At 69.5% G+C, this 13,978-nt stretch carries 10 protein-coding genes; all 10 read left to right on the plus strand.

From position 1 onward, the window contains the following. Positions 1-73 precede the first annotated feature (73 nt). The 10 genes from PBN85_RS15900 (at position 74) to PBN85_RS15945 (ending at position 13,912) form a co-directional block, all read left to right on the plus strand. A complete protein-coding gene (locus tag PBN85_RS15900) occupies positions 74-772 on the plus strand; it encodes a carbonic anhydrase (RefSeq protein ID WP_271299598.1) in 699 nt (232 codons plus the stop codon). Beyond that, on the plus strand, positions 769-2,286 hold the full coding sequence (locus PBN85_RS15905; protein WP_271299599.1) for a SulP family inorganic anion transporter: 1,518 nt from the start codon (positions 769-771) through the stop codon (positions 2,284-2,286). Before PBN85_RS15900 ends, PBN85_RS15905 begins: the two co-directional genes overlap by 4 nt. A gap of 164 nt (positions 2,287-2,450) precedes the next feature. Next, positions 2,451-3,296: a TorF family putative porin gene (locus PBN85_RS15910; protein WP_271299600.1), complete on the plus strand. Its 846-nt coding sequence runs from the start codon at positions 2,451-2,453 to the stop codon at positions 3,294-3,296. Between the two features lie 213 nt (positions 3,297-3,509). Continuing rightward, positions 3,510-4,622: a glycosidase gene (locus PBN85_RS15915; protein ID WP_271299601.1), complete on the plus strand. Its 1,113-nt coding sequence runs from the start codon at positions 3,510-3,512 to the stop codon at positions 4,620-4,622. Then, on the plus strand, positions 4,619-6,181 hold the full coding sequence (locus tag PBN85_RS15920; RefSeq protein ID WP_271299602.1) for an alpha-amylase family glycosyl hydrolase: 1,563 nt from the start codon (positions 4,619-4,621) through the stop codon (positions 6,179-6,181). Before PBN85_RS15915 ends, PBN85_RS15920 begins: the two co-directional genes overlap by 4 nt. 9 nt (positions 6,182-6,190) lie before the next feature. After that, entirely contained in the window at positions 6,191-7,198 is a 1,008-nt protein-coding gene (locus PBN85_RS15925; protein ID WP_271299603.1) for a glycosyltransferase family 4 protein, read from the plus strand. 32 nt (positions 7,199-7,230) lie between these two features. Continuing rightward, positions 7,231-8,889, plus strand: a complete 1,659-nt coding sequence (locus PBN85_RS15930; protein WP_037534968.1) for an MFS transporter — start codon at positions 7,231-7,233, stop codon at positions 8,887-8,889. Then, positions 8,886-10,052, plus strand: coding sequence for an HlyD family secretion protein (locus PBN85_RS15935; RefSeq protein ID WP_037534967.1), 1,167 nt, complete (start codon positions 8,886-8,888; stop codon positions 10,050-10,052). Before PBN85_RS15930 ends, PBN85_RS15935 begins: the two co-directional genes overlap by 4 nt. 329 nt (positions 10,053-10,381) lie before the next feature. After that, complete coding sequence (locus PBN85_RS15940; protein ID WP_271300913.1) at positions 10,382-11,719, plus strand: efflux transporter outer membrane subunit; 1,338 nt, start codon at positions 10,382-10,384, stop codon at positions 11,717-11,719. 102 nt (positions 11,720-11,821) lie between these two features. Continuing rightward, entirely contained in the window at positions 11,822-13,912 is a 2,091-nt protein-coding gene (locus tag PBN85_RS15945) for an ATP-binding protein (RefSeq protein WP_037534966.1), read from the plus strand. Positions 13,913-13,978 lie beyond the last annotated feature (66 nt).

The following is a 13,978-nucleotide window of genomic DNA, read 5'->3' on the forward strand; positions in this document are numbered from 1 at the left end:
GGAGCGGCAAGCCGCGCGCGCTATCGCTCGTCGATCAACTGCGGCGCCCGCCGCAGGTTCGGGAGCAACCAGCGTGAACGAAGTCATCGGCCGCGTCCTCAGTTTCGAAAAGAAGGTCTTCCAGGACCAGCAGGCGCTCTATTCGACGCTGGCGCATGACGGCCAGTTTCCGAAGGCGCTGATGATCTCCTGCGCCGATTCGCGCATCGTCCCCGAACATATCATGCAGGCGCAGCCCGGCGATCTGTTCGTCTGCCGCAACGCCGGCAATATCGTCCCGCCCTTCTCGGCGCATACCGGCGGCGTGTCGGCGACGGTCGAATATGCCATTTCGGTGCTCGGCGTGCGCGACGTCATCGTCTGCGGCCATTCGGACTGCGGCGCGATGAAGGGCCTGTCGGGCGATCCCGCCGCGCTCGCCGCGGTGCCGACCGTCGCCAACTGGCTGAAGCATGGTGCCGCCGCGCGGCAGGTCGTCGACCAGAGCTATCCCGACCTCACCGACGGCGAGCGCATCCGCGCGCTCAGCCTCGAGAACGTCGTGTCGCAGCTCGCCCATCTGCGCACCCATCCGTCCGTCGCGGCGGGGATCGCGCAGGGGCATATCACGCTGCACGGCTGGTTCGTCGACATCCATGAAGGCGTCGTGCTCGGCCTCGACGGCATCACCGGTCGCTTCGTGCCGATCCGCGAGGGCGATGCCTTCCCGGTCGCGCTCCACGCCGCGCCGCGCCGCGCCTCCGACGTCGCCTTCGCGGATGCGGCGGAATGAACCGGCTGCGCGCGCTGCTGCCGAGCGGGCCGACGGTCACGCGTGACCTCACCGCCTCGATCGTCGTCTTCCTCGTCGCCATGCCCCTGTGCATGGGCATCGCCGTCGCCTCGGGCGTGCCCGCCGAAAAGGGCCTGATCACCGGCATCATCGGCGGCATCATCGTCGGCGCGCTCGCCGGATCGCCGTTGCAGGTCAGCGGCCCCGCCGCCGGCCTCGCCGTCGTCGTCTTCGAGCTGGTCCGCGATCAGGGCCTGTCGGCCTTGGGGCCGATCCTCGTCCTTGCCGGGCTGATCCAGGTCGTCGCCGGCATCGCCCGGCTCGGCGGCTGGTTCCGCGCCATCTCGCCCGCGGTGGTGCACGGCATGCTCGCCGGCATCGGCGTGCTGATCGTCGTCGGACAGTTCCACGTCCTGTTCGACGCCAAGCCGCTGCCGAGCGGCCTCCAGAACCTCGCCGCCGCGCCCGGCCGGCTGTTCGGCCTGTCGCCGAGCAACATCGCCGCGACCGAGATCGCCTTCGGGGTCGGCATGCTGACCATCGCCGCGATGCTCGGCTGGGAGAAGTTCCGCCCCGCGTCGCTGCGCCTCGTTCCCGGCGCGCTGGTCGGCGTGCTCACCGGCACCTTCGTTGCGCTTGCCTTCGGGCTCGACGTCGCCCGCGTCAACGTGCCCGAATCGATCGCCGGCGCGGTCGCCTTCCCCGGCGTCGGCCTGTTCGCCAAATGGGCCGATCCGTCGATCATCACCGCGGCGCTCGCCATCGCCTTCATCGCCAGCGCCGAGACGTTGCTCTCCGCCGCCGCCGTCGATCGCATGCACGACGGCGTCCGCACCAATTACAACAAGGAGCTGCGCGCGCAGGGCATCGGCAATCTGCTCTGCGGCCTTGCCGGCGCACTGCCGATGACCGGGGTCATTGTCCGCTCCTCGGCGAACGTCCAGGCCGGCGCGACAACCCGCCTGTCGACGATGTTCCACGGCTTCTGGATCCTCGGCTTCGTCGCACTGCTGCCCTGGGTGCTGCGCGAGATCCCGATGGCCGCGCTGGGCGCGATCCTCGTCATCACCGGCTGGCGGCTGGTCAGCCTCGCCCATGCGCGTCACCTCTTCTCGCATTACGGACCGCTGCCGGCGCTGATCTGGCTGGCGACGCTGGTCACGGTCGTCGTCGAGGATCTGCTCACCGGCGTGCTGGTCGGCATCGGCCTGTCGATGCTCGAGCTGGTGCCGCATCTGCGTCGCCTTGGCCTCAAGGTGTCGGAAGGCGCACAGGGCGGCGCGCATGCGATCAACCTGTCGGGGTCGGCGACCTTCGTCTCGCTGCCCAAGCTCTCCGACACGCTGGAGCGCGCGCCGGCGGGCACGCCGGTCCGCCTCGACGTCACCGGCCTGTCGACGGTCGACCATACCTGCGCCGAGCTGATCAAGGACTGGTTCCAGCGCCGGCGCGCCGCAGGCGACACGATCGAGGTGTTCGGCGCGCGTGGCAAGACTGCCGCACTCGCCCACTGATCCCCGCCCAGCAATGTTTCGTTACAGGAAAGCAGCTTTTTGGCCATAATGCCGCGGTAGCGAAAGGGCGTCCGAGCAAGACCGGTGCCCCTTCGCATCCCGCGAGGCGAGCGCGCCGGCGGCGCGGACGCAGGAGGGACCTCCATCCACTCGAAAGGGGTCCCATGAAGTATCTTCTCCTCGCGGCTACCACGCTCGCTGCCGTGACTTCGATGCCCGCCGCGGCGCAGGACACCGCGCCGCCCAAGGCGGTCACCGTCTCCGGCAACGTCGCGCTCGTCTCCGACTATCGGCTGCGCGGCGTGTCGCAGACCGACAAGGAAGGCGCGGTCCAGGGCGGCATCACCATCGCGCACGAAAGCGGCGTCTACGTCGGCACCTGGGCGTCCAACCTCGCCGGCTGGGGCACGTTCGGCGGCTCCAACATGGAGCTCGACCTGATCGGCGGCTACAAACATGCGATCAGCGGCGGCGCGATCGATGTCGGCCTGACCTGGTATATGTATCCGGGCGGCGCGTCGAAGACCGACTTCGCCGAACCCTATGCCAAGCTGTCGGGCACGATCGGCCCGGTCAATCTGCTCGCCGGCGTCGCTTACGCGCCCAAGCAGGAGGCGCTCGGCAAATGGTATAACAGCGGCGCGGACTATGCGACCGGCGTGCCCAACCGTCCGGGCAAGAAGAACGACAATCTCTACCTGTGGGGGGATTTTGCCAGCGCGATCCCGACGACGCCGTTCACCGCCAAGGCGCATATCGGCTATTCGAAGGGCAATTCGGGCCTCGGCCCCAACGGCACCTCGGTGGCGCCGACCGGCGAATATTGGGACTGGCTGCTCGGCGCCGATTACGCGATCAAGGGCACGCCGCTGACGCTCGGCGTCGCCTATGTCGATACCGACATCACCAAGCGCCAGGCGGCCTATCTCCAGCCGAACTTCTCCTCGACCAAGAACGGCAGCAGCATCGCCGCCAGCCAGGTCGTGTTCGCGCTGACCGCGGCGTTCTGACGTCTCCCGTCATTCCTCCCCGCTCGCGGGGAGGTGGCACGCCGAAGGCGTGACGGAGGGGGGCTTCCGTAGGCGATACGGCGGTTGGCGAGCTCTCGCCCAGCGGACCGCTTGAGGAAGCCCCCCTCCGTCACCGCTTCGCGGTGCCACCTCCCCGCGCCGGGGAGGATTTTGGCGATGGAACCACTCCCTCGCCGCCGCGCTGTCGCCGTCATGCATGACGCCCTGATCTTCACCCCCGACGATGTCGATCTGACCCGGTCGCCGCTACGCCGCGGCATCGCCGAACCGACCTATGTGCTCGGCGCGTTCAACCCCGGCTTCACCCGCCTGCCGAACGGCAATCTGCTGCTGATGGTCCGCGTCGCCGAGGCGCTGCGCGAGCCGGTGCGCGACGGCCACGTCCATGCGATCCGCTGGACGCCCGAAGGCTATGTCACCGACGCCTGGCCGCTCGACGCGGTCGACATGACCGATCCGCGCCAGTTCGAGGTCAAGGGCAGCCGTCACCGCATCCTCGCCCTTACGTCGCTGTCGTGGCTGCTGCCGGTCGAGCTCGATCCCGCCGGCGAGCGGATCGTCGCGATCCATTACGACGCGGCGATCGAGCCCGCCGCCGGCTACCAATGCTATGGCGTCGAGGATGCGCGCATCACCCGGATCGGCGACACCTGGTACATGACGACCTGTTCGGTCGGCGCCGAGCGGCACAGCACGACGCTGCACAGCGCGCGCGACGGCCTCCACTACCGGCTCGACGGCATCGTCCTCGATCACCAGAACAAGGACATGATCCTGTTCGAAGGTCTGGTCGGCGGCCGCTTCATGGCGCTGACCCGGCCGCTCGGCGAGGTCTATTTCGCCTATCCGCCCGACAGCCCCTATGTCGGCGGCCCGTCGATCAACTTCGCGCAGAGCCCCGACGCGCTGCACTGGAAGCCGCTCGACGCGCCCGGCCTGCGCGCGCGCAAGGGATCGCAGGCGGCGATGAAGATCGGCGGCGGCACCCAGCCGGTGCTGACCCGCGACGGCTGGATGATGATCTATCACGGCGTCGAGGCGCGCGAGAGCGTCGGCATCTATCGCAGCTTCTGGGCCTTGCTCGACCGCGACGATCCCGCCCGCATCCTGCGCGTCGAGGATGAGGTGCCGTTGCTGGAAGCCAACCCCGCGCTCACCGCGCGGATCGCGCATCAGATGTACCTGCCCACCCCCGTGGTCTTCTCGACCGGGCTGGTCGACATGGGCGACGACTATCTGGTCGCGAGCGGCGAGGCGGACCTCGCCTGCCGGATGACCCGGCTGGCCAAGGAGCGGTTCGCATGACGTGGTGGCGGTCGGGGACGATCTACCAGATCTATCCGCGCTCGTTCCAGGACAGCGGCGGGGACGGCGTCGGCGACCTCCAGGGGATCGAGGCGCGGCTCGACCATCTCGTCATGCTCGGCGTCGAGGCGATCTGGATCTCGCCGATCTTCCCGTCGCCGATGCGCGATTTCGGCTATGACGTCGCCGATTATTGCGGGATCGATCCGCGCTTCGGCACGCTCGCCGATTTCGACAGCCTGCTCGCCGCGGCGCATGATCGCGGGCTCAAGCTGCTGCTCGACTTCGTCCCCAACCACAGCTCGACCGATCATCCCTGGTTCCAGGAGAGCCGCGCGTCGCGCGACAATCCCAGGCGCGACTGGTATATCTGGCGCGATCCCGCCCCCGATGGCGGACCGCCCAACAACTGGATCAGCGACTTCGGCGGATCGGCGTGGGAATATGACGCCGCGACCGGACAATATTACTATCACGCCTTCCTCAAGGAACAGGCCGACCTCAACTGGCGCAACCCCGATCTGCGCCGCGCGATGATGGAGGCGCTGCGCTTCTGGTTCGAACGCGGCGTCGACGGGTTCCGCATCGACGTGCTGTGGCACATGGTCAAGCACGCCGACTTCCCCGACAATCCCGCCAACCCCGACTATCACCCGGCGATGGGAGGGATGCATGCCGTGCTCCAGCAGCATTCGACCGACCAGCCCGAGGTGCACGGCATCGCCGCCGAGATGCGCGCGATCGCCGATTCCTACCCCGGCGACCGCGTGCTGATCGGCGAGATCTACCTGCCGGTCGAGCGGCTGATGCACTATTACGGCCTCGACGCGCCCGAGGTGCATCTGCCCTTCAACTTCCAGCTGATCGATGCGGCGTGGGACGCGCGCCACCTCGCCGGGCTGATCGCCGACTATGAGGCGGCACTGCCCGCCGACGGCTGGCCCAATTGGGTGCTCGGCAACCATGACCGGCCGCGGATCGCCAGCCGCGTCGGCGCCGCGCAGGCGCGCAACGCCGCGGTCCTGCTGCTGACGCTGCGCGGCACGCCGACGCTCTATTATGGCGACGAATTGGGCCTGACCGATGTCGCGATTCCGGCGGAGCGCGTGCAGGACCCGCGCGAGCTGCGCGAGCCCGGGCTCGGCCTCGGCCGCGATCCGGTGCGCACGCCGATGCCGTGGAATGCGAGCGCCCACGCCGGCTTCTCCACCGCCGAGCCGTGGCTGCCGCTCAACCCCGACTGGCCGACGCGCAACGTCGCCGCGCAGGCGGCCGATCCGGCATCGATGCTCGCGCTGCACCGCGACCTGCTGCGGCTGCGGCGCAAGCACGCGGCGCTGGCGGTCGGCGACTTCCGCCTGATCGCCGCGGAGGGCGACGTGCTCGCCTATGAGCGCAGCCACGGTGACGAGCGGATCGTCGTCGCGCTCAATCTCGGCGCGACGCCGCAGCCGGTCGAGCTGCCCGCCGGTACGCTGCTGCTGTCGACGTTGGGCGGCACCGCCGATCCGGCGACGCTGCGCGGCGACGACGCTATCATCCTGCGCGTAACCCGCTAAGCGAGCGTCATGAAAATCGCGATGCTCGCCCCCATCTCGTGGCGCACCCCGCCGCGCCATTACGGCCCGTGGGAACTCGTCACCAGCCTGCTGACCGAGGCGCTGGTCGCGCGCGGCGTCGACGTCACGCTGTTCGCGACGCAGGACAGCCTCACCGCCGGTACGCTCGCCGCCGTCGTCCCCGCGCCCTATTCGGAAGACCCGAGCGTCGATGCCAAGGTGTGGGAGTTCCGCCACCTCGCGCATCTGTTCGAACGCGCCGGCGAGTTCGACCTGATCCACAATCAGGCGGATTTCCCCGCCCATGCCTTCGCGCATCTGGTCGACACGCCGATGGTGACGACGATCCACGGCTTCTCGTCGGACCGCATCCTGCCGATGTACCAGCCCTATCAGGACCGGGTACACTATGTCGCGATCAGCGACGCGGACCGCTCGCCGCAGCTGCGCTATGCCGCGACGATCCACCATGGCATCGTCCTCGACGACTTCCCCTTCGATGCGCAGGGCAGCGACGCCTTGCTGTTCTTCGGCCGCATGCATCCCGACAAGGGCGCCGCCGAGGCGATCGCGGTGGGGCAGGCGACGGGCCGCGAACTCGCCATGTACGGCATCGTCCAGGATCAGGGCTATTACGAGCGCGCCGTCGTGCCGCATCTCGGGGCACGCATCCGCCACCCCGGCGCGGTCGGCGGCGCGGAACGGACTGCCGCGCTCGGCCAGGCCGCGGCGCTGCTCCACCTCATCAACTTCGACGAGCCGTTCGGCCTGTCGGTGATCGAGGCGATGGCCTGCGGCACGCCGGTGATCGCGATCAACCGCGGATCGATGCCCGAACTGATCGACGACGGCGTCACCGGCTTCCTCGTCGACAGCGTCGAGGCGGCGATCGCCGCGGTCGCGCGCCTGCCCGAGATCGACCGCGCCGCCTGCCGCGCGGCGGTCGCCGAACGTTTTACCGTGGAGCGCATGGCCGACCGCTATATCGCTTTGTATCGCGACATCTTAGGTGGTTGAACCGGCCGCGGCGATCGGGCCATAACGGGAATATGATCGCCCGCCTGCGCCGTTTCCTGTCCGAAGAAGACTGGACGTTCGCGCCGCAGGAAGTGCCGGTGCTGCCCGGCTCACCCGGCACGGTCGAGCATCGCACGCGCCATCGCATCGCTTATGGCGTCATCGCGGTGCTGCTCGGCCTGACCGGCGGCTTCGGCAATGCGCTGATCTCCGCCAACACCTATACGCTGCAAGGCGCGCTCGGCCTTGATCCGGCGGAGATCGCCTGGCTGCCGACCGTCTATGTGATGACCAACGTCAGCATCAACCTGCTGCTGATCAAGTTCCGCGCGCAATTCGGCCTGCGCCCGTTCGCGATGATCTTCCTCGGCCTCTACGTGCTCTTCACGCTCGGCCATCTGTTCGTGCGCGAATTCGATACCGCGATCCTGGTGCGCGCGGCGAGCGGCATGGCGGGCGCGGCGGTCTCCAGCCTGTGCCTCTATTACATGATGCAGGCGCTGCCGACCAAATGGCGGCTGAAGGCGGTGGTGGTCGGCATCGGCATTCCGCAATGCGCGACGCCGCTCGCCCGGCTGTTCTCGCCCGATCTGCTCGCCATGTCGCAATGGCGCACGCTGTACCTGTTCGAGCTGGGCCTCGCCTTGCTCAGCCTCGCCGCGGTCGCGCTGCTCCGCCTGCCGCCGACGACGCGGTCCAAGGCGTTCGAGCCGCTCGATTTCGTCACCTTCGTCCTGTTCGCGGGCGCGATGGCGCTGTTCGCCGCGGTGCTCGGCGAGGGGCGGATCGTCTGGTGGGCGAATGCGCGGTGGATCGGCTGGGCGCTGATCGCGGCGATCCCGATGCTCGCCGCGGCGCTGGCGATCGAGCATCACCGCGTCAATCCGTTGCTCAACACGCGCTGGCTCGGCAGCGCCGATATCGTCCGCTTCACCGTCGTCACGATCATGGCGCGCATCGTCCTGTCGGAACAGACCTATGCCGCGGTCGGCCTGCTCACCGTGCTCGGCCAGAACAACGACCAGCTCATCACCTTCTTCTCGATCATCTTCCTCGCCTCCCTCGCCGGCGTGGTGATGAGCGCAGTGACGCTCGACGTCGAGCGGCTGGCGCATCCGATCATGCTGGCGATCGGCCTCGTCGCGATCGCCGCTTATGCCGACAGCCATGCGACCAGCCTGACCCGCGCGCCGCAGCTCTACGCCAGCCAGGCGCTGATCGCCTTCGCCGCCACTTATTTCCTCGGGCCGGCGCTGCTGTTCGGCATGACCCGCGCGCTGAAGGCCGGGTCGGGCCATATCATCAGCTTCATCGCGCTGTTCGGCATGATCAACTCGATCGGCGGCCTTGCCGGGACCGCGCTGCTCGGCAGCTATCAGCAGATCCGCGAAAAGGCAAACAGCGCCGCTCTGGTGCAGGGCATCGACCCGACCGATCCGATCGTCACCCAGCGGTTGCAGGCGGGCGGCGCGGCGGTCGCCCGCGTCGTCGGCGATCCCGGCCTGCGCAGTGCCGAGGGCGCGGCGATCCTGTCGCAGACCGCGACGCGCGAGGCCAATGTCCTCGCCTATGACGACGTGTTCCGGCTGATCGCGCTGCTCGCCGCGCTCACCTTCTGTTATCTCCTCTTCCTCATCATCCGCCGGGCGCATCGCGAACGCCGCGCCGCGTCCAGCCAGAGTGCCGCATGACCGATAGCCGCAGCCCCGTCGATCCCACCCCCGCGACCGAGGAGGCGCAGGCCGCCGCCGCGCCTGCCGCTGCCGCTGCCGCTGCCGCCGCGCCCGTCGGCTCGGGCTGGAAGCCGCAGCCGCCGAGCCGCACCGCGCTCGTCGTCATCGCCGCGCTGGCGGTCGGCGGCGTGCTCGCGGTGCTCGCGGCGTGGCGGCTGCCGCCCTTCGCCACCGCCTATCAATCGACCGACAATGCCTATGTCCGTGGCCGCACCACGGTGATCGCGCCGCAGGTGTCGGGCTATGTCACCACCGTCTTCGTCCGCGACTTCGCCGACGTGAAGGCGGGCCAGCCGCTCGTCCGGATCGACGATCGCATCTATCGCCAGCGCGTCGACCAGGCGCAGGCGCAGGTCGATGCGCAGGCGGCGACGCTCGCCAACGCCAACCAGACCGAGCGCAGCCGGACCGCCAGCCTCGCCGCGCAGACCGCCGCGGTCGCCAATGCCGAGGCGCAGCTGATGCGCGCGCAGGCGGACATGAACCGCGTCAACGACCTCGTCACCGACGGCTCGGTCTCGTTGCGCGAACGCGACCAGACGCTCGCCGCGCTGCGCCAGGCGCAGGCAGCGGTGCAGCAGGCACGCGCGGCACGCGAGATCGCCCAACAGGATATCCGCACCGTGCAGGTCGGCCGCGGTGGCCAGCGGGCCGGCGTATCGGGCGCCGAGGCGGCGCTGCGCCTCGCCCAGATCGATCTCGCCAACACCGTGATCCGCGCGCCGGAGAGCGGCCGGCTAAGCGAGGTCGGCGTCCGCGTCGGCCAATATGTCACCGCGGGATCGCAGCTGATGTTCCTCGTACCGCCCGAAACCTGGGTGATCGCCAATTTCAAGGAGGCGCAGACCGCGCGGATGACGGTCGGCCAGCCGGCGAGCTTCACCGTCGACGGTCTCGCCAATGCGCGCCTGACCGGACATATCGAGCGCATCTCGCCCGCCGCCGGCTCCGAATTCGCGGTGCTCAAGGCGGACAATGCCACCGGCAATTTCACCAAGGTGCCGCAGCGGATCGCGGTCCGCATCCGCGTCGACCCGGGCCAGTCGCTCGCCGCGCGCCTGCGCCCCGGCATGTCGGTACAGGCGCGCGTCGATACGGCGAACGGGCCGGTGGTGAAGTGATGATCCGCGTGAGGGCGCGAAGCCGTGTCGAGGGTGCGCCTGCCGCGCCAGCGGCTCTCCCGTTGCTGCTCGATCGAAGCGTCGGCCTCGCCATAAAGGCCACCTCTTCGCGCCTTCGCGTCTTCGCGTGCACAACCCTTTTCGCCAACGATGCAGGGTTCACGCGGAGGCGCGAAGGCGCGGAGGACGTGCGCCGAGGATGGAACGCCCGCTCCTCCCCCTCTCGTGATCGGGAGGGCCGCTGCGCGGCGGATCAGCCCTGCGCATCCTCTGCGCCGCTACGCGCACCCTATTCAGCGGCCCTTCTCTGCCTCGCCCTCAGCGCCTGCATCGGCCCGCGGCCCGACGCGCCCGCGGCAAGCGCGGTGGTGCCCCCGCCGGCGTGGCGGACGGTGCTCGGCGAGGGCAGTCCGATCCGCGCCGACTGGTGGAGCGCGTTCGGCGATCCGGTGCTGACCAGCCTCGTCTCGCGTGCGCTCGGCAGCAACGTCGATCTCGCCGCCGCGGTCGCGCGGATCGACGAGGCGCGCGCCGCCGCCCGCCTCGCCCGCGCGCAGCAGACGCCGACGCTCGGCGGCGCGGTGCCGGGCACCACCGGCCAGACGGTGAGCCCCTTCGGCACGCCGAGCGACGCCTTCGGCGCGCAGCCCGCGCTCACCGCCAGCTACGACCTCGACCTGTTCGGCCGCCTGCGCGCCGCAAGCCGCGCCGCCCAGGCGCAGGCGCTGGCGAGCGAGGGTGCGCGCGACACCGTCCGCCTCGCCATCGCCAGCGGCGTTGCGAGCAATTACATCACGTTGCGCGCGCTCGACCAACGGCTCGCCGTCGCCCAGCAGACGCTGGCGGCGCGCGCCGAGGCGCTGCGCATCGCCCGCCGCCGCGCCGAGACCGGCTATACCTCCAACCTCGAACTGCATCAGGCCGAGGCCGAATATCGCGCGACGCAGCAGCTCGTCCCCGCCGCGGAGCTGGCGATCAGCCGTCAGGAAAATGCGCTCAGCCTGTTGCTCGGCGCCAGTCCCGGGCCGATCCCGCGCGGCCTGCCGCTCGACCGGCTGCTGTCGCCGGCGATTCCCGACGGGCTGCCCGCGGATCTGCTCCGCCGCCGTCCGGACCTGTTCCAGGCCGAACAGACATTGGTCGCCGCCGACCGCACGCTCGACAGCGCGCGCGCGGCGATGCTGCCCAATCTCGCGCTCACCGGCTCGGCGGGCGTCGTGCTGTCGACCGCGCTCGCCAATCCGATCGGCGTCTTTTCCATCGGCGCGAGCGTGCTGTCGCCGATCTTCGACGGCGGCCGGCTACGCGCGCAGAACGACGTCGCGGTCGCCCGCCGCGATCAGGCCGCTTATGCCTATCGCCGTACCGCGCTCGTCGCGTTCCAGGAGGTCGACAATGCGCTCGCCGGGGTGCAGCGATCGGGCGAGCAGGCGGTGGCGCTGGAGCGGCAGGTCGATGCCCTCGCCGCCGCGCTGCGCAACGCCAGCAACCGGTATCGGGCCGGCTATACCTCTTATATCGAACAGCTCGATGCGCAGCGCGGCCTGCTCACCGCCGAACTCGCGCTGGTCCAGGCGCGCGCCGACCGGATCACCGCCTATGTCGCGCTCTATCAGGCGATGGGCGGCGGCTGGTCGCCGGCGGATGTGACCGCGACGCAACGGTAACGTCAGTATTGCATCGCAATATGCCGACGGCCCGGATCGCTCTCAGATCCGATGCGTTTTGGCGAGCCCCCCCTCTTAACCTCTAGAAGCCTACCGTCGCTTATGCCCGAATCGACCAAGATCGCAGAGACGAGCAGCGTCGGCAGCTGGGATTGGGACGTCGTCGCCGACCGCGTCACCGCCGATGCCGATTTCGCCCGCCTCTACGGCGTCGATCCGGAGGAGGCGCAGCAGGGCGCGGCACTCGCGCGCTTCTTCACCAGGATGCATCCGGACGATGCGCCGCGCGTCCAGGCGGAGATCGCCGAGGCGCTCGCCAGCGGCGAACCGTTCGAGAGCGAATACCGGCTGCAACAGCCCGACGGTCGCGCGCGCTGGGTCGCGGCGCGCGGCCGGGTCAGCTACGACGAGGCCGGCCGTGCGGTGCGTTTCCCCGGCATCAGCTTCGACATCGACGCGCGCAAATCGGCCGAACTGCGCTTGCAGGCGCTGGTCCGGCTCAACGACCGGCTGCGTGGCGCCGGCGATCCCGAGGATCTCGCCTTCGCCACCGTCGAGACGCTCGGCCGGCTGTTCGACGTCAGCCGCTGCGGCTATGGCACGATCGACCGCGAGGCGGAGACGATCGTGACGACGCGGCCGTGGTGCGCGCCGGGGATCGATCCGCTGCCCGAGATCCTCCACTTCCGCGACTATGGCTCCTATATCGAGGACCTCAAGCGCGGCGAGACGGTGGCGATCGGCGACGTCCACCACGATCCGCGCACCGCCAGCACCGCCGAGGGGCTGAAGAGCCTCGCCGCCTTGTCGTTCATCAACATGCCGGTCACCGAACAGGGCGGGTTCGTCGCGCTGCTCTACCTCAACAATGCGCAGCCGCGCGCCTGGCAGCCCGAGGAGATCGCCTTCGTCCGCGACGTCGCCGAACGCACCCGCGACGCGGTCGAGCGGCGGCGCGCCGAACAGGCGCTTGCCGCGCTCACCGCCTCGCTCGAGGAACAGGTCGAGGAGCGGACGCGCGCGCTGATGACCGCCGAGGCGCACCTGCGTCAGGCGCAGAAGATGGAGGCGGTCGGCCAGCTCACCGGCGGGCTGGCGCATGACTTCAACAATATGCTCACCGGCATCTCCGGCGCGATCGAGATGATGCAGGTGCGCGTGCGGCAGGGCCGGTTCGACGAGCTCGACCGTTATGCCAATGCCGCCCAGGGTGCGGCGCGGCGCGCGGCGGCGCTGACGCATCGCCTGCTCGCCTTCTCGCGGCGGCAGACGCTCGATCCCAAGCCGACCGACATCAACCGGCTGATCGACGGGCTGCGCGAGCTGATCCAGCGCACCGTCGGGCCCAATGTTTCGATCGAGACGGTCGGCGCGGGCGGGCTCTGGCCCGCGATGGTCGATCCCAACCAGCTCGAGAATGCGCTGCTCAACCTGTGCATCAATGCGCGCGACGCGATGCCCGACGGCGGCCGCATCACGATCGAGACCGCCAACCGCTGGCTCGACGACCGCGCCGCGCGCGAACGCGACCTCGAACCCGGCCAGTATCTGTCCCTCTGCGTCACCGACACCGGCACCGGCATGACCCCCGAGGTGCAGGCGCGCGCCTTCGACCCCTTCTACACCACCAAGCCGATGGGCGAGGGCACCGGACTCGGCCTGTCGATGATCTACGGTTTCGCCCGCCAGTCGGGCGGGCAGGTCCGCATCTATTCGGAGGTCGGCCAGGGCACGACGATGTGCATCTACCTGCCGCGCCATTACGGCGACGCCGATCCGCATGGCGACACCGCCGTATCGTCCGCGATGCCGGCGGTAACCGAAGGCCGCCATACCGTGCTGGTGGTCGACGACGAGCCGACGATCCGCATGCTCGTCGTCGAGATCCTGCGCGAGATGGGCCATAACGTGCTCGAAGCCGGCGACGGCGCGACCGCGCTGCGGCTGCTCGGCACCGGCGCGCAGGTCGATCTGCTGATCACCGACGTCGGCCTGCCCGGCCAGATGAACGGCCGTCAGGTCGCCGATGCCGCGCTGACCCTGCTGCCGGCGCTCAAGGTGCTGTTCATCACCGGCTATGCCGAGAATGCGGTGATCGGCAACGGCCCGCTCGGCGCCAATATGGCGCTGCTCACCAAGCCCTTCGCGATGGACGTGATCACCGACCGCATCCACACGATCCTCGACAGCTAGGCGGCGAGATCGAGCGCGCACGCAGCTTTGGCGCGATCTCGTATCTTGAGCAACGAATCGCTCTCG

Source organism: Sphingomonas sp. CV7422, from assembly GCF_027945725.1.
Taxonomy (GTDB): Bacteria; Pseudomonadota; Alphaproteobacteria; order Sphingomonadales; family Sphingomonadaceae; genus Sphingomonas; species Sphingomonas kyungheensis.

What these genes read in the sequence shown, in the direction of transcription:
- PBN85_RS15915 (WP_271299601.1), top strand. Translation starts at nt 3,510, where the DNA reads ATGCATGACGCCCTGATCTTCACCCCCGACGATGTCGATCTGACCCGG.
- PBN85_RS15935 (WP_037534967.1), top strand. Translation starts at nt 8,886, where the DNA reads ATGACCGATAGCCGCAGCCCCGTCGATCCCACCCCCGCGACCGAGGAG.
- PBN85_RS15930 (WP_037534968.1), top strand. Translation starts at nt 7,231, where the DNA reads ATGATCGCCCGCCTGCGCCGTTTCCTGTCCGAAGAAGACTGGACGTTC.
- PBN85_RS15920 (WP_271299602.1), top strand. Translation starts at nt 4,619, where the DNA reads ATGACGTGGTGGCGGTCGGGGACGATCTACCAGATCTATCCGCGCTCG.
- PBN85_RS15910 (WP_271299600.1), top strand. Translation starts at nt 2,451, where the DNA reads ATGAAGTATCTTCTCCTCGCGGCTACCACGCTCGCTGCCGTGACTTCG.
- PBN85_RS15905 (WP_271299599.1), top strand. Translation starts at nt 769, where the DNA reads ATGAACCGGCTGCGCGCGCTGCTGCCGAGCGGGCCGACGGTCACGCGT.
- PBN85_RS15925 (WP_271299603.1), top strand. Translation starts at nt 6,191, where the DNA reads ATGAAAATCGCGATGCTCGCCCCCATCTCGTGGCGCACCCCGCCGCGC.
- PBN85_RS15945 (WP_037534966.1), top strand. Translation starts at nt 11,822, where the DNA reads ATGCCCGAATCGACCAAGATCGCAGAGACGAGCAGCGTCGGCAGCTGG.